This is a genomic window from Streptomyces sp. NPDC026394 (assembly GCF_055567735.1).
In genome coordinates, this window is sequence record NZ_JBVHPX010000007.1 from 166,993 (window position 1) to 185,301 (window position 18,309).

An 18,309-nucleotide genomic window follows, 5' to 3' on the forward strand; every position below is an offset into this window, starting at 1 on the left:
CGGGTCACGGCTTCACAGGCTGTGCGTAGTGGAGATCCACTGTGCCGGAGTAGCCGGGCAGAGTCACCGTCTCGTGCTGGTCGACTTTCCAGCCGAGCCCGTAGGCGTTGACGTACTGCATGTAGTTCTGGATGGCCGGCGAGGCGGTCAGCGCCCTGCTCAGCTTCTCCCGGTCGCCGACGGCGGTGACCTTGTACGGGGGCGAGTAGACGCGGCCCTGGAGGATCAGCGTGTTGCCCACGCAGCGCACCGCGCTGGTGGAGATCAGTCGCTGGTCCATGACCCGGATTCCCTTGGCACCGCCCTGCCACAGCGCGTTGACCACGGCCTGCAGGTCCTGCTGGTGGATGACCAGGTCGTTGGGCTGCGGCTCCGGTACGCCGGGGATCTTCGCGGTGGCGTTGGGCGGGGCGTCCGTGAGGGTGACGGTCACACCCTGGCCGTCGACCGGCTTGGTGCCCGCATTCTTCTCCAGCGCCGCCAGCCGGGCGTTCTCGGCCGCCGAGTTGCCGTTGTCCTGGTGCGCGAGGGTGTCGACCTCGTCGCGCAGCGCGGCGTTGCGCTCGTCGTGCGCACCGTTCTTGTGGCTGCGTTCCTGGATGAGGTCGGACAGGCGCAGCATCGAGTCGTCGGAGCGCAGGTCCGTGCCGCGCGCGGTGTCGAAGCTCAGCCAGAAGATCAGCCCGGCGAGCGCGAAGACGCCCAGGGTCAGCAGGCGCACCGGCCGCAGGCGGCGGCGCGGCGGGCGGCCGGGGGAGTCAGCGGAAGTGCTCAACGTACCCTTGCTCCTTACGACGCCGCGGAAGCACTACGCTAACGGACGCCCGGGGAGGGAATCCGCTCCCCGTCGCGTCCCCGCCCGGCCCGCGTCAGCATCATCCGCCCTCAGTGCGGTCACGCAGATCATCGACAGGAGAGTTCCTCGTGCCGAAGTCACGGATCCGCAAGAAGGACGACTTCACGCCGCCGCCGGCGAAGCAGACGACCAGCCTGCGCATGAGTTCCGGCCGGGGCTGGGTCGCCCCGGTGATGCTGGCGCTGTTCCTGATCGGCCTGGTGTGGATCGTGCTCTTCTACGTGACCGGGGGCGACATGCCCGTCAAGGCGATGGGCAACTGGAACATCGTGTGCGGGTTCGGCTTCATCGCGGTGGGCTTCGGCGTGTCCACCCAGTGGAAGTAGCCCGGACCGAGCCGCGTCCCCGGTGACACCGGTCATCGGGGACGGCCACCCCCGGCGGAACGGCCGCGGTGCCGCCCCTGCCCGGCCCGCTTTTCGCCCTGGCGCGGGCGTCGTCGCGCAAGCCCTGCCCAAGGCCATCCACACAGTTATCCACAGCCGGGGAAAACTTCAGAAGATCTGTGGATAACTTCCCGGCCGTTGACGCCGGTGTGACCAGCGGCCCGTCACCCCGACTGCCGCCCCGCCCCGTCCTTCCTGGGAAAACGCGTCTTTGTACAGACCGGAACACGCGTTCCCCACCTGGTGCACAAGATCCGCCACCCGCTGTGGACAACCCGTACCCGGAGCGTGGACAACACGTACCCGAAGCGCCTCCCGCGCCCTCACGGACCGGTACGGGACAACCGCGCACCGCGCACGGCAGACCCGCGCACCGTGGACCACGCCCGCCGCCCCGCTCACCCCACGAGCTGAACGGTCCGAACCCACACCACCGCGACGATCACCAGGAACGCCACCGCGAACGTCAGGCCCTGCACCAGCGCCCGCCGCTCCCGCGGCGCGTGCACGATCCCGTACGTCACGGCCGCGCCGACGACCAGCCCGCCGACATGGGCCTGCCACGCGATGTTGGGCCACGCGAACGTGAAGACCAGGTTGAGCGCCAGCAGGATCAGTACGGGCCGCATGTCGTAGCTCAGGCGGCGCATCAGTATGGCCGTCGCGCCGAGCAGCCCGAAGACCGCGCCGGACGCCCCCAGCGAGGGCTGGTTCTGCGCGGCGAGCAGATACGACAGGGCGCTGCCGCCGAGCGCGGAGAGCAGGTAGAGCCCGATGAAGCGGACCCGGCCGAGGGCCGCCTCCAGCGGCGGGCCCAGCCACCACAGCGACAGCATGTTGAAGATGATGTGCATCGGCTCCTGGTGCAGGAACGCCGCCGTCAGCAGGCGGTAGAACTCGCCCTCGGCGACGCCGATGAACGTCAGGTCCTCGGGAACGAACGCCCCGCCGATCATCTCCAGGCCCTGGACCAGGCTGTCGCCCACCGCCAGCACCGCGATGAACACCGCGACGTTGATGCCGAGCAGGACCTTGGTGACCAGGCGGGTGTCCGCGGCGAGCGAGCCGCCCGCGATCGTCCGGGGGGCGGTGGCCTGCGCCGTACGGCCCGTACCGCTGCCGCCGCGTACGCAGTCCGGGCACTGGAACCCGACCGACGCGCTGACCATGCACTCGGGGCAGACGGGCCGCTCACAGCGCGTACAACTGATGCCCGTCGCACGGTCCGGATGGCGGTAGCAGCCGGGCGCGGCGTCGCCCGGCCGTGCGTCCTGCGGCTCCTGCGGGCTGCCCGGCGCCTGGTCCATGGTCCCCTCGGTCCCTCGTCCGAATCCGTGCGGACGTCACCGCACGACGAAGTGCGCGCCCCACCCGATCTACGACCGGGCGGGGCGCAATGTTCCCGCGGGTCCGCGGTCCGGGGCCGCTGCGGGTCTCCCGGACCGGACGTCCGCGGTGACGCGGTACGCGCGTCAGCGGGTCTCGACGACGACCGACTCGATCACGATGTCGCTGACCGGGCGGTCGGTGCGCGGGTTGGTCTGGGTACCCGCGATGGCGTCCACGACCTTCTTGCCCGCGTCGGTGGTGACCTCGCCGAAGATGGTGTGCTTGCCGGTCAGCCAGGTGGTCGGGGAGACCGTGATGAAGAACTGCGAGCCGTTGGTGCCCGGGCCGGCGTTGGCCATGGCGAGCAGGTACGGCTTGTTGAAGGCCAGGTCCGGGTGGAACTCGTCCTTGAACTCGTACCCCGGGCCGCCGGTGCCGTTGCCCAGCGGGTCGCCGCCCTGGATCATGAAGCCGCTGATCACCCGGTGGAAGACGGTGCCGTCGTACAGCTTCTCCGTGGTCTTCTTGCCGGTCTCCGGGTGGGTCCACTCGCGCTCGCCCTTGGCGAGCTCGACGAAGTTCTTCACCGTTGTCGGGGCGTGGTTCGGCAGGAGCCGAATCTCGATGTCGCCCTGATTGGTCTTCAGGGTGGCGTAGAGCTCTTCAGCCACGATCTACCTTCCATAAGTCTGCACTGACGGTTCCCGATCCTCGCACGGACGTGTGCCCCGCACCCGGACACCGCAGCGTTCGGTCTGCCTTTCCGCCACCAGTACCGGCCGAACCGGCGCACGGCCCGGAAAACCGTGGCATTGTCATCGCAAGGCTCCGTATGGCCCCCAATGACCCGGATGCCCGCTCGCACATGCCGTATGTCGTGTGAGCAGGCATGATCTTGAACCGGGTGGACAGGCGACACAGCAGACATCGGGGGACAACCCCCGAGCCCCCCGGACACGCCACCGAGGAGGAGGATCCCGTGACCCGCAAGGACAGCGTGCGCGCGGCGACCAGTTCGGCCAAGGACAGCGTGCGACACGCGGCGGAGGTGGTGGCTCCGTATGCCGGTACGGCCAAGGACACCGCCACCCACTACGCGCACGAGGCCCGCACGCGACTGGCACCCAAGGTGGCCGAGGCCGCTCACCAGGCCCGCAGCCAGTACGACGCCCACCTGCAGCCGCGCATCGAGCACGCCCGCGGCGCCCTGCCGCCGAAGGTCGACGCGGCCGCGAGCCGCGCCGCCGAGCGCACCCGCAAGGCAGCCCGCCAGGCCGCCGACTACACCGCCCCGCGCGTCGAGCACGCCGTGCACAGCGCACGCGCCGCCGCGGAACCGGTCCGCGAGCAGGCCGTGGCACGCGGCACGGCCGCCATCGCGGCCCTCCGCGGCCAGGTGTCGGCCAAGGAGATCGAGAAGCTCGTCAAGAAGCACAACCGCCGCCGCCGTGCCGGCAAGGCCGTCAAGCGGATCGCGGTCGTGGGGCTCCTCGCCGGCGGCGCCTACGCGGCCTGGAAGTGGTGGGACAAGCAGGCCAACCCCGACTGGCTGGTCGAGCCCCCCGCCCCCACCGAGGTCAGCGAACGTGCCACTCTGACCGCCGTCGACGGCACCGCGGAGGCGGCCGCCCTGGACCCGGAGGTCCAGGCCAAACAGGCCGAAGCCGAAGCGGAAGAACGCGGCGGCCCCACGCCCTGACCCCCGTGCCCTCTCCGGCGACACCCCGCCCCCGACGTCTCCGGACCCCGCCCGGCCCGCGCCGCGACGCCCATCAGGAGCGCGCGGCACGGGCCGCCGCGCGTTCAGGGCGCTGGCAGAAAAAGGCGGCAAAAAGACCCCCTGACCTGCTTTTCAGCAGGTCAGGGGGTCTGACCATGTGGAGCCTAGGGGAGTCGAACCCCTGACATCTGCCATGCAAAGACAGCGCTCTACCAACTGAGCTAAGGCCCCGTCGCGAACCAGGGTACCCGGTGCCCGGGAGGTTTCCCGACCGGGTATCGCCGCGCGCAGGTGCTCTCCGTAGGATGCTTCGCGAGATTCGCGGCAGCGAAGCGCGATCGGGGAGACAGGGGAGACGCCATGGACGCAGCACAGCAAGAAGCCACCGCGCGCGCTCGGGAGCTGCAGCGCAGCTGGTACGGCGAGCCCCTGGGAGCGCTGTTCCGCCGTCTCATCGACGACCTCGGCCTCAACCAGGCACGCCTCGCGTCCGTACTGGGACTCTCCGCGCCGATGCTGTCACAGCTCATGAGCGGCCAGCGGGCCAAGATCGGCAACCCGGCCGTCGTCCAGCGGGTCCAGGCACTCCAGGAACTGGCCGGGCAAGTGGCGGACGGCAGTGTGAGTGCCGCCGAGGCCACCGACCGGATGGACGAGATCAAGAAGACCGCGGGCGGGTCGGTGCTCAACAACACCACGCAGACCGCGTCGTCCACGGGGGCGACGACCGTACGGCGTGTGGTGCGCGAGATCCAGTCGCTGTTGCGCTCGGTTTCGGCCGCCGGCGACATCATCGACGCCGCGAACACCCTCGCCCCCAGCCACCCCGAACTGGCAGAGTTCCTCAGGGTCTACGGAGCGGGGCGCACCGCGGACGCGGTCTCCCACTACGAGGCCCACCAGAGTTAGACGGCGAGCAGCCGGGGGCGGCGCGCGACAGCCCCCGGGAGTCGGGCAGTTCGGTGGTTCGGTAGGCGGACGGGGCGCAATGGGTGAGGTCTTCGCCGGTCGGTACGAGCTGATCGACCCGATCGGGCGGGGCGGCGTGGGAGCCGTGTGGCGCGCCTGGGACCAGCGGCGCCGCCGTTATGTGGCGGCCAAGGTGCTGCAGCAGAGCGACGCGCACACGCTGCTGCGGTTCGTACGGGAGCAGGCCGTACGGATCGACCACCCGCACGTACTGGCCCCCGCGAGCTGGGCCGCGGACGACGACAAGGTCCTGTTCACCATGGACCTGGTGCACGGCGGTTCACTGGCACACCTCGTGGGGGACTACGGGCCGCTGCCGCCACGCCTGGTGTGTGTCCTGCTCGACCAGCTGCTGTCGGGGCTGACCGCGGTCCACGCGGAAGGCATCGTGCACCGCGACATCAAGCCCGCGAACGTCCTGCTGGAGTCGACCGGGACCGGCCGGCCGCACGTGCGGCTGTCCGACTTCGGCATCGCGATGCGCAAGGGCGAGCCACGGCTGACCGACGCCAACTACGTGGTGGGCACGCCCGGTTACTTCGCGCCGGAACAGATGCTGGGCGCCGATCCAGACTTCCCCGGGGACCTCTTCGCGGTCGGCCTGGTCGCGGTGAACCTGCTCACCGGTGCCAAGCCGGACGCGCAGGGCCTGGTCGAGCGCTTCACCGAGCACGGCACTCCGGAGGCTCCCGAGGACATCGCGGAGCCGCTGTGGCAGGTGCTGGCGAACCTGTTGCAGCCGGACCCGGAGCTGCGCTTCAAGACGGCCTCGGGCGCGCGCAAGGCGCTGCTCGCGGCGGCCGAGCTGCTGCCGGAAACGACGATCGAGGACGAGGTCGTCGAGGTCTTCGACCACATCGGTCCGCTGCCCGCCGGGTTCGGGCCGGACGGCCCGCTCCGGGCGAGGACGCCGAAGCGGGCGGAGGGGCAGGGAGAGGGCGGGCAGGGGAAGGGCGGGCAGGAGGGGCAGGGGCAGCAGGAACACCACGGGTCGCCTCGGCCGGAGCAGCCGGCCGCCACGCCCTCCACGCCGCCCACCCCGCCTCCGGTGCCCCTGTCCGACACCGGCGGCTTTCCCTTGGCGCCGCCCTCCACCGGTATACCCGCACCGCAGCACCCCGCCACCGACGCCCCGGGCGCTGCGCACACGCCCGGCACCGGCCGCGACGGCGTACGGCCCCAGAGCGGCGCTCAGGGAGCCGCTCAGGGAGCCGCTCGGGGACCCGATCAGGAGCGCGTAGGCGGCCCGCACGGGAAGGCGTACGGAGCGCAGTACGAAGCCCAGTACGGAGCGCAGTACGGAACAGCGCACGAATCACCACCCGAAACCCCGCCCCCGCCCCCCTACGCGGCCCCGCAACCCCCCACCACACCCCCGACCCTGCCCCCGGCGCACCCCCTCGGCCACGGCCCGTCCAGGCCCCCGGACACCCGCCCGTACACGCCCGACCGCCCGCAGCCGTTGCCGCCCTCCGGACGCGCAGCGGCCCGTCGGCACCGGGCCGTGCCGCAGCGGCGTCCCGGGCCTCCGCCCAAGGTCGCGGTTCCGGTGATCGTGGTGGCACTGCTGTGCATCGCGTTCGGTGTCTGGGCTCTGTCCGTCAGTTGACACGCAGCGCCCCACCCAGCAAGCCCTCGGTCCGCCAACGCAGTTCACTGCTGCCCGCGCGCCCCACCGCTCTTCCAGCGCGCAGCCAACGCCCACGCCCCCAGCGCCAACAACAGCACCGTCCCCGTGCTGATGCCGCCGTACCCCAGCACGCGCAGCCTGCTGCTCGACGCCACCTGCTGCGTCGTCATGCCCTCGTCTGCTGCTGCGCGTTGTTGCGGCGACACAGAGAAGTCGGTGGTCTTCTCTCGGTAGCCGGGGCCGCGTTGCGGTCGGCCTGCCGGGTCGATGCGTAGGGTGATCGGGGTGCCGTCCTCGAAGTACTTCGCGGCATCCGGATGCAGTGACACGGCGAGGTAGTAGGAGCCCGCGAAACGCATCGCGCTCACCGGGGCGGCGGCGTTGTAGCGGTTGCCGTAGTCCACGGGTGCTGTGGCGATCCTGGCGGCGGCCGGCTTGCCGTCGTACGCGATGAAGCGCGTGTCGCTGACCGGGCCGCGCGCCGGGTTGTAGACCCCCAGCCCCAGCGCGCTGGCCACGAGCCGCGAGCCGGCCACCGCGCGCTGCCCGCGCACCGCAGCGCCCCCGCCCGCCAGCGTCCCGCCCGGCAGCTCGACGCTCACGCTCAGTTGCTGCCCCCAGTCCACCGGTACGCGGTAGAACCGGGTCTCCCCCGGCCTGATGCGGTCCTGCCACACCCCTTTGCCGATCGGCCCGGCGTCGTTGAAGCCGGTGCCGCCGTCGGCGTCCTTCTTCTTGCCGCCGGTCAGCGGTACGGGGGTCGCCGTGGACCAGGAGCCGGGGGCAGGTTGGGCGGGTGGTGCGCCCGTGAGCCCGGGTTCGCGCTGGAAGCGGAGTTCGACGGGCCAGCGGGCCGCTCCCGGTGCCGATGCCTTGCCGACCCGCTTGACCACGAAGTAGTAGGCGCCTGCCTTCTGGCAGTTGGTCCGCGGCCCGTCGGCACGGCGGGTGGCGTAATCGGCGATCGGGTACGCCATGCCGCGGCCGCGGAAGGCCGTACTCCCGCCCGGGGAACAGGCGTTGCCGTCGGCGTCGCGGAGGCTGACCTTCAGGCTGTCGGTGTGGTCCGCGACCTCGCTGCCGGGCCGGGGCGCGGCCACCGCCGAGAAGTAGGCGCTGGACTTCTCGTCCAGCCGCACCGTGTAGTGCTTCTCGTCGCCGCGGGCGAGGGTGTCGGTGTACGTCCCTGGCTCGATACGCGGCGCGCCGGACGGTCTCTGGGTGCCCTGCACGGGCTGGGCGCCGGCCGCCGTCCGGTAGGCGGGCGGGCTGTTCCGCGCACCGTCCGCGGGCCCTGCCGCCCCGGCACCCGCCAGCGCCGGTACGGATACGAGTACGGGCACCAGGACGGGCACCAGCCTCCCGGCGCGCCCACCCCTTCGCGTACGCCCCCTTGCCACGAGCCACCCCTCACCACATTTGCTTTTGCAAGCTACTTATGTGCTATGGCAAACCCGTCGGGACGGCCGCGTCGCACGCCGCGTCACGCGCCGTCCCGCCCCCGGACGCACGAGACCCCGGTCACCGTCACACGGTGGCCGGGGTACGTACGTTGACTACGAACTGCTGTGCGTCTCACACACCCGAACCTGCGGGCACGGAGTCGGTCGCCTCCGTCCACAGATCCTGCTCGGCGCGATCCGCCTGGATCTGGCGGTACACGAGGAGCCCGCCGATGGCGGCCAGTGCGACCAGGAGAAGCTTCTTCACCGCGCGACCTCGTCTTTCGTTGACGTAGGGGACCTCTGGGGGCCGATGATACACACCGGCCGATACCGATCGGTGACCTAGGGCCCGACCCATGCGCGATGACGCACGGACCGTCCTCGCCCGGACCCGCACGCCCGGCCGTGGCCACCCCGAACGCGAAAGAGGCCCCACCGTCTCCGGTAGGACCTCTCTCGCGCTGGTGGGGCTAACAGGACTTGAACCTGTGGCCTCTTCCTTATCAGGGAAGCGCTCTAACCGTCTGAGCTATAGCCCCGCGCTGCACCGAAAGATTAGCGCACTTCAGAGGCATTCCCAAAATCGTGGTCCGGGAGTCCCCGGGCCCTCGGGAGGGGCCGCCGTACGGCCCCTCCCGAGGATGCCCGCGTCCGTCACTCGTCCTCGGCGAGGGTCAGCTCGACGCCGCCCACGAACCCGGCCGAGATGTTGTAGATGAAGGCCCCGAGCGTGGCCAGCGCCGTGGCGAGCACGACGTCGATCACCGCGATGACCGCGGTGAACAGCAGCACCCGCGGCAGCGACAGGAACGACTGGAGGTCGAAACCGCCGCCGTCGCCCGACCCCGTCGCCTCGCTGATCGTGCCGCCGACCGTGGTGAAGACGCCCATCGCGTCCATCACCATCCACAGCACCGACACCGCCACGATGGTGCAGATCCCCAGCGCGATGGAGAGCAGGAAGCTGACCTTCATCACCGACCAGGGGTCGGCCCGGGCCACGCGCAGCCGGGCCTTGCGGGTACGAGGCGTCGTACGGGCGCCCGTACGCGGCCGGCGCACCCCCTGCTGCGCCCCCGCGCCCTGTCCCGCACCCGATCGGTACGCCTGGGGCGGCTGGTACGGCTGCTGGCCGCCCTGCGTGCCCCCGCCCTGGGGCCCGGGCGCCGGACCCGAACCCTGGGCCGGGGACTGCGGCTGCGCCGCGGAATGCGGTTGCGGCTGTCGCCGGTCGGTCACGGTTCCCCCCTGGTAGGAGCCCTCGGACGAGGTGTCACCGGACGCGGCGGAGCCACGGGCGCTGTCCTCCGTCACGGTCGCGGGTCCCGAACGGGAGCTCTTCCTGTCTCCCGGTCCACCCGCCGCAGCGCCCGTGGCTCCACTCACGACCTACTCCTCGCGTTACTCCGCCGCGGGCTCGCCGCCCTCGGCCACCGCGGACTCGGTGCCCTCCGCCTCGTCGGCCGCCCCGGGCTCCACACCCGCGTCGACCTCCTCGGCCTCGCGACCGGCCTCGGCGTTACGTGCGATACCGACCACGGCATCGCGCTTGCCCAGGTTGATCAGTTGGACGCCCATGGTGTCACGGCCCGTCTCCCTGACCTCGCTGACCCGCGTACGGATCACGCCACCGCTGAGCGTGATGGCGAGAATCTCGTCCGTCTCCTCGACCACCAGGGCGCCGACCAGCTCACCCCGGTCCTCCACGATCTTGGCGGCCTTGATGCCGAGACCACCGCGACCCTGGACGCGGTACTCGTCCACCGAGGTGCGCTTGGCGTAGCCGCCGTCGGTGGCGGTGAAGACGAACGTACCGGCCCGCACCACATTCATCGAGAGCAGTTCGTCGCCCTCGCGGAAACTCATGCCCTTGACACCCGAGGTGGCGCGTCCCATCGGACGCAGCGCGTCATCCGTGGCGGTGAACCGGATCGACTGCGCCTTCTTGCTGATCAGCAGCAGGTCGTCCTCGGCGGAGACCAGTTCGGCACCGATCAGCTCGTCGTCCGCGCCCTCCTCCGTCTCCCGGAGGTTGATGGCGATGACACCGCCGGAACGCGGCGAGTCGTAGTCCTTGAGCGGCGTCTTCTTCACCAGGCCGCCCTTGGTGGCGAGCACCAGGTAGGGCGTGGCCTCGTAGTCGCGGATCGCCAGGATCTGCGCGATCTGCTCGTCCGGCTGGAAGGCGAGCAGGTTGGCCACGTGCTGGCCGCGCGCGTCCCGCCCGGCGTCCGGCAGCTCGTACGCCTTGGCCCGGTAGACCCGGCCCTTGTTGGTGAAGAACAGCAGCCAGTGGTGGGTGGTGGAGACGAAGAAGTGGTCGACGATGTCGTCTTCCTTCAGCTTCGTGCCCCGTACGCCCTTGCCGCCGCGCTTCTGCGACCGGTAGTCGTCGGTCTTCGTCCGCTTCACATAGCCGCCACGGGAGATCGTGACGACGATGTCCTCCTCGGCGATCAGGTCCTCGACGGACATGTCGCCCTCGAAGGGCACCAGCTTCGAGCGCCGGTCGTCGCCGAACTTCTCGACGATCGCCGCCAGCTCCTCGCTGATGATCTGGCGCTGGCGCTCCGGCGAGGCGAGGATCGCGTTGTACTCGTTGATCTTCGCCTGCAGCTCGTCGTGCTCGGCGGTGATCTTCTGGCGCTCCAGGGCGGCCAGCCGGCGCAGCTGCATCTCCAGGATCGCGTTGGCCTGGATCTCGTCGATGGCCAGCAGGCCCATCAGGCCCTCGCGCGCCACGTCGACCGTATCGCTGCGCCGGATGAGCGCGATGACCTCGTCGATCGCGTCCAGCGCCTTGAGCAGACCGCGCAGGATGTGGGCCCGCTCCTCGGCCTTGCGCAGCCGGAACTTGGTGCGCCGGACGATGACCTCGACCTGGTGGGTGACCCAGTTGCGGATGAACGCGTCCAGCGACAGGGTGCGCGGCACGCCGTCCACCAGGGCGAGCATGTTCGCGCCGAAGTTCGTCTGCAGGTCGGTGTGCTTGTAGAGGTTGTTCAGCACGACCTTGGCGACGGCGTCCCGCTTGAGGACGATGACCAGGCGCTGGCCCGTACGCGAGGAGGTCTCGTCACGGACGTCGGCGACGCCGCCGATCTTGCCGTCCTTGACCAGGTCGGCGATCTTCTGCGCGAGGTTGTCCGGGTTGACCTGGTACGGCAGCTCGGTGACCACCAGGCACTGGCGGTTCTGGATCTCCTCGACCGCCACCACCGCACGCATGGTGATCGAGCCGCGGCCGGTGCGGTACGCGTCCTCGATGCCCTTGCGGCCCACCACCAGCGCGCCGGTCGGGAAGTCCGGGCCCTTGATGCGCTCGATGAGCGCGTCCAGCAGCTCCTCGCTGGAGGCCTCCGGGTGCTCCAGCGCCCACTGGGCGCCGGCGGCGACCTCGCGCAGGTTGTGCGGCGGGATGTTGGTCGCCATGCCGACCGCGATGCCGGCGCTGCCGTTGATCAGCAGGTTCGGGAAACGGGCCGGCAGGACCGTCGGCTCCTGGTTGCGGCCGTCGTAGTTGTCCTGGAAATCGACGGTCTCCTCGTCGATGTCCCGCAGCATCTCCATGGAGAGCTGCTTCATCTTGCACTCGGTGTACCGCATGGCCGCGGCCGGGTCGTTGCCGGGCGAGCCGAAGTTGCCGTTGGAGTCCACCAGCGGCATCCGCATCGACCACGGCTGGGCCAGCCGGACCAGGGCGTCGTAGATGGAGGAGTCACCGTGCGGGTGGTACGTACCCATCACGTCGCCGACGACGCGGGCGCACTTGTAGAAGCCCTTCTCGGGGCGGTACCCGCCGTCGTACATCGCGTACAGGACGCGGCGGTGCACCGGCTTGAGGCCGTCCCGTACGTCCGGCAGCGCGCGCGAGACGATGACGGACATCGCGTAGTCGAGGTAGGAGCGCTGCATCTCCGTTTCGAGCCCGACGGGCTCGACACGCATGCCCACGCCTTCGATGGCGGGGGCCGCGCCCTCGGCGGTCACGCCGTCCGGGGTCACAGGGGTGTTCTCGTCGGCCATTGCTGTTCTAGATCCTTTCGAGCTGCGGCTGCTGCGGTCCCCGCCGTCGGGCGGGGGAGGGCCGACAGGGCTCAGATGTCGAGGAAGCGGACGTCCTTGGCGTTGCGCTGGATGAAGGAGCGCCGGGCCTCGACGTCCTCACCCATCAGCACCGAGAACAGGTCGTCGGCGCGCGCCGCGTCGTCCAGCGAGACCTGGCCGAGCACGCGGCTGTCGACGTCCATGGTCGTCACGCGCAGTTCCTCGGCGTTCATCTCGCCCAGACCCTTGAAGCGCTGGACCGAGTCGTCCTTGATCCGCTTGCCGTTCTGCTTGCCGAGCTCGATCAGGGCGTTGCGCTCCCGGTCGGAGTAGGCGTACTCGAAGTCGTCCCGGCCCCACTTGATCTTGTAGAGCGGCGGGCGGGAGAGGTAGACGTGCCCGGCTTCCACCAGCGGCCGCATGAAGCGGAAGAGGAAGGTGAGCAGCAGGGTGTTGATGTGCTGGCCGTCGACGTCGGCGTCCGCCATCAGGATGATCTTGTGGTACCGGAGCTTCTCGATGTCGAAGTCCTCGTGGACACCGGTACCGAAGGCCGAGATCAGCGCCTGCACCTCGTTGTTGTGCAGGATCTTGTCGACCCGTGCCTTCTCCACGTTCAAGATCTTGCCGCGGATCGGCAGGATGGCCTGGTACTGCGGGTCACGGCCGGACTTGGCCGAGCCGCCGGCCGAGTCACCCTCGACGATGAAGATCTCGCACTTGGTGGGGTCGTTGGACTGGCAGTCCGAGAGCTTGCCGGGCAGCGACGCCGTCTCCAGCAGGCCCTTGCGGCGGGTCAGGTCCCGGGCCTTACGGGCCGCCACCCGTGCGGTCGCGGCCTGGATGCCCTTGCGGATGATGTCCGCGGCCTCGTTCGGGTTGCGGTCGAGCCAGTCCGTCAGGTGCTCGTGGACCACCTTCTGCACGAAGGTCTTGGCCTCGGTGTTGCCCAGCTTCGTCTTGGTCTGGCCCTCGAACTGCGGCTCGCCGAGCTTGACCGAGATGATCGCCGTCAGACCCTCGCGGATGTCCTCACCCGTGAGGTTGTCGTCCTTCTCGCGCAGCAGCTTCTTGTCCCGGGCGTAACGGTTGATCAGGCCCGTCATCGCCGAGCGGAAGCCCTCTTCGTGCGTACCGCCCTCGTGCGTGTGGATGGTGTTCGCGAAGCTGTAGACACCCTCGGTGTACTGGGTGTTCCACTGCATCGCGACCTCGAGGGAGAGCATCCGCTCCTTGTCCTCGGCCTCGATGTCGATCACCGTGGGGTGGACGACCTCGCCCTTGCGCGAGTTCAGGTACTTCACGAAGTCGACGATGCCGCCCTCGTAGTGGTACCGGACCGTGAGCGCCTTGCCCTCCTCGTCCACATGGGCCTCGCGCTCGTCGGTGAGCGTGATCGTCAGGCCCTTGTTGAGGAACGCCATCTCCTGGAAGCGGCGCGACAGCGTCTCGAAGCTGTACTCGGTCGTCTCGAAGATGTCACCGTCGGCCCAGAAGGTGACCGTCGTACCGGTCTCCTCGGTGGCCTCGTTACGGGACAGCGGAGCCGTCGGCACGCCGAGCTTGTAGTCCTGGGTCCAGCGGTAGCCGTCCCGCTTGACCTCGACGGCGACCTTCTGCGACAGCGCGTTGACGACGGAGACACCCACGCCGTGCAGACCACCGGAGACCGCGTAACCGCCGCCGCCGAACTTGCCGCCCGCGTGCAGCACCGTCAGCACGACCTCGACGGCCGGCTTCTTCTCCGAGGGCACGATGTCGACGGGGATGCCGCGGCCGTTGTCGACGACGCGCACGCCGCCGTCCGGCAGGATCGTCACGTCGATGGTGTCCGCGTGCCCGGCCAGCGCCTCGTCGACGGAGTTGTCGACGACCTCGTACACGAGGTGGTGCAGACCACGCTCGCCGGTCGAGCCGATGTACATACCGGGGCGCTTACGGACCGCGTCCAGGCCCTCAAGGACGGTGATCGCGCTGGCGTCGTACGACTTCTCTTCCGGAGAGTCGCCACTGGCGCCGGCAGGAACCCCCTCTTCAGTAGAAGCCGTCTTGTTCTCGTTGAGGTCGCCGGAGTCGGCCACGAAGCGCCCTTTCTGGCACAGCACGAGCCGCCTCCATCAGAAGCAGGGCGGCTGCGTCGTTCGACATGTTCCGCGAGTGGGCGGGATTGCTACCAGTCTACCGGTAGCGCCGACACTAATGGGGGTTTGCGGGCGCCTGAGTCGTCATGTGCCGCCCTGAAGTGCCGTTGGCCGACTCCCCATATCTGCGACGGGCCCCCAGGACGCTCTAGACGGCGTTCAGCGCTTCGGGCTGTCAACCTCCGGCTACCGTGAGCGGAGTCTCACCCGCAACACGCGTTCACCTCGGAGCCTGTGTCCGAGCCCCGGCCGGATCAGCGCACGTCGTCCGGTGCACTGCGCTGCGCTCCGTCTCGGCTCTTCCATCATTCCTTCGGAGGCCGAACCGATCGCAAGGCGCCGGAGTGTCTTCGTGGGGCGCCCCCTGACCTTTCGGGCCTCGGGCCTTTCGGGGGGAGGCAGGCGCCCGGCCGTGGCTCGGACAGAGGCTCTCAGCCGTACGTGTCCCCGGGGCCCTTGCTGCCGGGCGCCCGCAACGGCCCGTACCGCCGCGCCGGACCGCCCGGACCCAGCACCTTGATCAGCTTCACCGTGCCCTGCCCCAGGTCCTGGTTCAGCCGCGCGACGAGCTGCGGCGCCAGCAGCCGCAGCTGTGTCGCCCACACCGTCGAGTCGCACTGCACCGTCAGTACGCGCGCTTCCTCGTCGTACTTCTGCGGTTCGCAGTGCTGCGCCACCTCCGGCCCCACGAGCTGCGGCCAGCGCCCCATGACGCCGCCCACCGCGGCCGGGGTCTCCCAGCCGCGCTCCGTGATGAGCCGGTTGATCGCCGCTCCCAGCGGCAGCGGGTCGCGCCCGTCGGCGCGCGCGCCGGAGCGCAGACCGCCGCGGCGCGCCTGCTTCTTCTGCTGCGCGGCGGCACCCCGCGCCTTCGCCTGCTCCTTGGCGGCGACCAGCGCCTGCCGGGCCAGGTCGATCCCGGACAGCTCCGGGGGCTTGGGCTGGTCGGCGCCGGGCGGCCGCTCCGAGGGCTCCTCGGAGGGCGTTTCCGGCCGCTCGCCGCTCATCACCGGCTCCGACGCCCGCTCACGGCGAGACCTTCTCCGCGACACCCTCGGACACCGCGAACCGGGCCCCCGACAGCACGCCCGGCACGTCGTCGTCCACCGCCGCGGTCACCAGCACCTGCTCACCGGGCGCCACCAGCTCCGCCAGCCGCTCCCGCCGCCGGCTGTCCAGCTCCGCGAACACGTCGTCGAGCACCAGCACCGGCTCGTTGCCCTCACCGCGCAGCAGGTCGTACGAGGCCAGCCGCAGCGCGAGCGCGTACGACCAGGACTCGCCGTGGCTCGCGTACCCCTTGGCGGGCAACTGCCCCAGCTTGAGCAGCAGATCGTCGCGGTGCGGACCGACCAGCGTCACTCCGCGCTCGATCTCGTTCTTACGGGCCGCGCCGAGCGCCTCGGTCAACAGCCCGTACAGCTCCTCCCGCGTCGAGACACCGTGCATCGCGTCACCGGCCGAGCCGCGGTACTCCATCGCGAGGGGACCGCCGCCCGGCGCCAACTGCTCGTACGCCTTGTCGGCCAGCGGCTGGAGCGTGGCGATCAGGTCCAGGCGCTGAGCCAGCAGCTCCGCGCCGACCCGGGCCAGGTGCTGGTCCCACACGTCCAAGGTGGACAGGTCCATCTGGCGTCCGCCGTGCCGCCTGGCCAGCGCCGCGCTCTTCAGCAGCGTGTTGCGCTGCTTGAGCACCCGGTCGTAGTCCGAGCGCACGCCCGCCATCCGCGGCGACCGCGCCGTGATCAGCTCGTCCAGGAAGCGGCGGCGCTCCCCCGGATCGCCCTTGACCAGCGCCAGGTCCTCCGGCGCGAACAGCACCGTCCGTACGATCCCCAGCACGTCGCGCGGTCTGACCTGCGACGACCTGTTGATACGCGCCCGGTTGGCCTTGCCCGGGTTCAGCTCCAGCTCGACCAGTTGCTGCCGCTCGCCCTGGACGACCGCGGCCCGCACGATCGCCCGCTCGGCCCCCATCCGCACCAGCGGCGCGTCGGAGGAGACCCGGTGGCTGCCGAGCGTGGCCAGATAGCCGACCGCCTCGACGAGGTTGGTCTTGCCCTGCCCGTTGGGGCCGACGAAAGCGGTGACGCCCGGGTCGAGCGGGACCTCGACCCGGGCGTACGAGCGGAAGTCGGCGAGCGAGAGATGCGATACGTGCATGTGGCGCGCCGACCTCCCCCGGCTACCGGACCTTCTGCTACCTGGCTGTCTGCTTCTTCGTGCGGCTTACTTCTTCGCGTTCTCGACGGCGTGGCCGCCGAACTGGTTCCGCAGCGCCGCGATCATCTTCATCTGCGGCGAGTCGTCCTGACGCGAGGCGAAGCGCGCGAAGAGCGACGCCGTGATCGCGGGCAGCGGCACGGCGTTGTCGATCGCGGCCTCGACCGTCCAGCGGCCTTCGCCGGAGTCGGCGGCGAAGCCCCGCAGCTTCTCCAGGTGCTCGTCGTCGTCCAGCGCGTTGACCGCCAGGTCCAGCAGCCAGGAACGGATGACCGTGCCCTCCTGCCAGGACCGGAAGACCTCGCGTACGTCGGTGACCGAGTCGACCGCCTCCAGCAGCTCCCAGCCCTCGGCGTAGGCCTGCATCATGGCGTACTCGATGCCGTTGTGGACCATCTTCGCGAAGTGGCCCGCGCCCACCTTGCCGGCGTGCACCGAGCCGAACTCGCCCTCCGGCTTGAGCGCGTCGAAGATCGGCTGGACCTTGGCGACGTCCTCCGTGGAGCCGCCGTACATCAGCGCGTAGCCGTTCTCCAGGCCCCAGACACCGCCCGAGACGCCGCAGTCGACGAAGCCGATGCCCTTGGCGCGCAGCTCCTCGGAGTGCTTCTCGTCGTCGGTCCAGCGGGAGTTCCCGCCGTCCACCACGACGTCACCGGGGGACAGCAGGTCGCCCAGCTCGTCGATGGTCGCCTGGGTCGCGTCGCCGGCGGGCACCATGACCCACACCACGCGCGGACCCTTGAGCCCGTCCACCAGTTCCTTGAGGCTGTTCACGTCAGCCAGGTCCGGGTTGCGGTCGTATCCGATGACGGTGTGGCCTGCGCGGCGGATGCGCTCGCGCATGTTGCCGCCCATCTTGCCGAGACCGACGAGACCGAGCTCCATCAGTACCCCTTACGTTGCGTTACGGCACATCCCCGCCCTACGTGTCGAGTTTACGCGCGAAGCCACGACGCGGCGGAGCGGGCCCCACACCTGTGGACGACCGGGGGTGCGGCGGGGACGCCTCGTGAGCCTTTCGGCTTTTCGGACCGGAACTCCTGCCAGGCGTGGAGAATTCGGGCCGAGCGGGTCTCCTGAAAAGCCCGCTTCCGGACGATCACCTGTTTCGAGCCGCCGAACGAGGCGAGCCGGGTGTACGACTTCGTACGGAAACGAGCCTCTCCGCGGCGGGCCGTACCGCATCTACTTCTCAGCGGCTCCGAGGACGTGGTGGGGCGCGGCCGTCGGCCGGGATTTCCACAGGGTCCGTCGGATCGGGGCATCAGCAGCCCTGTGACCAGCGGCTGGGCGACGCCGCGCCAGCTTCGTCCACCGGCTGTGGATGACTTCTGGCCCCGGAGCCGTACCCGGCACAGGCCCGGGTACGGCGCCCGGCGGTGTTGTGGACGTACGTGTCTCCGGCTGCCGGTTGTTTCCACAGGCGACCGGAATGCGATTTCCCCGCGTTCCGGTCGGCGCGGGAAAGCGTCTTGCTGTATTCCGCTTACGTCACGCGCATACAGGCTTTTCGCCGGTCCCGCGGCACCGCCGGTAAAGCCATTCGCACACACCGCCCGC

General features: G+C 70.2%; 15 protein-coding genes and 2 tRNA genes. 4 read left to right on the top strand and 13 right to left on the bottom strand.

The features are described from left to right. Positions 1 to 4 precede the first annotated feature (4 nt). Complete coding sequence (locus tag ACZ4QV_RS18880; protein ID WP_361153159.1) at positions 5 to 775, bottom strand: DUF881 domain-containing protein; 771 nt, start codon at positions 773 to 775, stop codon at positions 5 to 7. A gap of 149 nt (positions 776 to 924) precedes the next feature. On the opposite strand from ACZ4QV_RS18880, the gene crgA reads away from it, so the two are divergent. After that, entirely contained in the window at positions 925 to 1,182 is a 258-nt protein-coding gene (crgA, locus tag ACZ4QV_RS18885; RefSeq protein ID WP_030017047.1) for a cell division protein CrgA, read from the top strand. A gap of 458 nt (positions 1,183 to 1,640) precedes the next feature. On the opposite strand, the gene ACZ4QV_RS18890 is transcribed toward crgA, so the two are convergent. Both ACZ4QV_RS18890 and ACZ4QV_RS18895 read right to left on the bottom strand, forming a co-directional pair. After that, the gene (locus ACZ4QV_RS18890) at positions 1,641 to 2,549 is read right to left on the bottom strand and encodes a rhomboid family intramembrane serine protease (protein WP_361153156.1); all 909 of its coding nucleotides are present in this window, start codon (positions 2,547 to 2,549) and stop codon (positions 1,641 to 1,643) included. A gap of 165 nt (positions 2,550 to 2,714) precedes the next feature. After that, positions 2,715 to 3,242 (bottom strand): peptidylprolyl isomerase, encoded by a 528-nt coding sequence (locus ACZ4QV_RS18895; protein WP_361153153.1) that lies wholly within the window; start codon positions 3,240 to 3,242, stop codon positions 2,715 to 2,717. Between the two features lie 308 nt (positions 3,243 to 3,550). Between ACZ4QV_RS18895 and ACZ4QV_RS18900 the strand changes: the two genes are divergently transcribed. After that, positions 3,551 to 4,270, top strand: coding sequence for a DUF5324 family protein (locus ACZ4QV_RS18900; protein WP_361580854.1), 720 nt, complete (start codon positions 3,551 to 3,553; stop codon positions 4,268 to 4,270). 179 nt (positions 4,271 to 4,449) lie between these two features. Here ACZ4QV_RS18900 and ACZ4QV_RS18905 read toward each other — a convergent pair. Beyond that, positions 4,450 to 4,522: transfer RNA gene (locus tag ACZ4QV_RS18905), tRNA-Ala, on the bottom strand. Positions 4,523 to 4,651: 129 nt separating this feature from the next. Here ACZ4QV_RS18905 and ACZ4QV_RS18910 point away from each other — a divergent pair. Beyond that, positions 4,652 to 5,200, top strand: a complete 549-nt coding sequence (locus tag ACZ4QV_RS18910) for a helix-turn-helix domain-containing protein (protein WP_361153148.1) — start codon at positions 4,652 to 4,654, stop codon at positions 5,198 to 5,200. A 79-nt stretch (positions 5,201 to 5,279) separates the two neighbouring features. After that, entirely contained in the window at positions 5,280 to 6,869 is a 1,590-nt protein-coding gene (locus ACZ4QV_RS18915; protein ID WP_361580851.1) for a serine/threonine-protein kinase, read from the top strand. 44 nt (positions 6,870 to 6,913) lie between these two features. Here the strand turns inward: ACZ4QV_RS18915 and ACZ4QV_RS18920 are convergent, their stop codons facing one another. The 9 genes from ACZ4QV_RS18920 to gnd all read right to left on the bottom strand — a co-directional run bounded on the left by ACZ4QV_RS18920 (position 6,914) and on the right by gnd (position 17,634). Continuing rightward, positions 6,914 to 8,233 (bottom strand): hypothetical protein, encoded by a 1,320-nt coding sequence (locus ACZ4QV_RS18920; protein ID WP_467763139.1) that lies wholly within the window; start codon positions 8,231 to 8,233, stop codon positions 6,914 to 6,916. 232 nt (positions 8,234 to 8,465) lie between these two features. Further along, positions 8,466 to 8,600 carry a DLW-39 family protein gene (locus ACZ4QV_RS18925; protein WP_003958712.1) on the bottom strand — a complete coding sequence of 45 codons (135 nt, stop codon included), beginning with the start codon at positions 8,598 to 8,600 and terminating at the stop codon, positions 8,466 to 8,468. 197 nt (positions 8,601 to 8,797) lie between these two features. Next, positions 8,798 to 8,874 (bottom strand) — tRNA-Ile (locus tag ACZ4QV_RS18930). Between the two features lie 115 nt (positions 8,875 to 8,989). Then, positions 8,990 to 9,721: a DUF3566 domain-containing protein gene (locus ACZ4QV_RS18935; protein WP_467763140.1), complete on the bottom strand. Its 732-nt coding sequence runs from the start codon at positions 9,719 to 9,721 to the stop codon at positions 8,990 to 8,992. A 15-nt stretch (positions 9,722 to 9,736) separates the two neighbouring features. Continuing rightward, on the bottom strand, positions 9,737 to 12,361 hold the full coding sequence (gyrA, locus tag ACZ4QV_RS18940) for a DNA gyrase subunit A (protein ID WP_361153137.1): 2,625 nt from the start codon (positions 12,359 to 12,361) through the stop codon (positions 9,737 to 9,739). A 71-nt stretch (positions 12,362 to 12,432) separates the two neighbouring features. Continuing rightward, positions 12,433 to 14,487 carry a DNA topoisomerase (ATP-hydrolyzing) subunit B gene (gene gyrB, locus ACZ4QV_RS18945; protein WP_361153134.1) on the bottom strand — a complete coding sequence of 685 codons (2,055 nt, stop codon included), beginning with the start codon at positions 14,485 to 14,487 and terminating at the stop codon, positions 12,433 to 12,435. 467 nt (positions 14,488 to 14,954) lie between these two features. Beyond that, positions 14,955 to 15,530, bottom strand: coding sequence for a DciA family protein (locus ACZ4QV_RS18950; protein WP_361153132.1), 576 nt, complete (start codon positions 15,528 to 15,530; stop codon positions 14,955 to 14,957). 19 nt (positions 15,531 to 15,549) lie between these two features. Continuing rightward, a complete protein-coding gene (gene recF, locus ACZ4QV_RS18955) occupies positions 15,550 to 16,686 on the bottom strand; it encodes a DNA replication/repair protein RecF (RefSeq protein WP_361580844.1) in 1,137 nt (378 codons plus the stop codon). Between the two features lie 66 nt (positions 16,687 to 16,752). Next, positions 16,753 to 17,634, bottom strand: coding sequence for a phosphogluconate dehydrogenase (NAD(+)-dependent, decarboxylating) (gene gnd, locus ACZ4QV_RS18960; RefSeq protein WP_361153126.1), 882 nt, complete (start codon positions 17,632 to 17,634; stop codon positions 16,753 to 16,755). Between the last annotated feature and the right edge of the window lie 675 nt (positions 17,635 to 18,309).

Excerpts from the sequence above, each read along its gene's own strand:
- ACZ4QV_RS18890 (WP_361153156.1), bottom strand. The coding sequence starts at position 2,549 with ATGGACCAGGCGCCGGGCAGCCCGCAGGAGCCGCAGGACGCACGGCCG.
- ACZ4QV_RS18910 (WP_361153148.1), top strand. The coding sequence starts at position 4,652 with ATGGACGCAGCACAGCAAGAAGCCACCGCGCGCGCTCGGGAGCTGCAG.
- ACZ4QV_RS18915 (WP_361580851.1), top strand. The coding sequence starts at position 5,280 with ATGGGTGAGGTCTTCGCCGGTCGGTACGAGCTGATCGACCCGATCGGG.
- gyrA (WP_361153137.1), bottom strand. The coding sequence starts at position 12,361 with ATGGCCGACGAGAACACCCCTGTGACCCCGGACGGCGTGACCGCCGAG.
- ACZ4QV_RS18950 (WP_361153132.1), bottom strand. The coding sequence starts at position 15,530 with ATGAGCGGCGAGCGGCCGGAAACGCCCTCCGAGGAGCCCTCGGAGCGG.
- recF (WP_361580844.1), bottom strand. The coding sequence starts at position 16,686 with ATGCACGTATCGCATCTCTCGCTCGCCGACTTCCGCTCGTACGCCCGG.
- gnd (WP_361153126.1), bottom strand. The coding sequence starts at position 17,634 with ATGGAGCTCGGTCTCGTCGGTCTCGGCAAGATGGGCGGCAACATGCGC.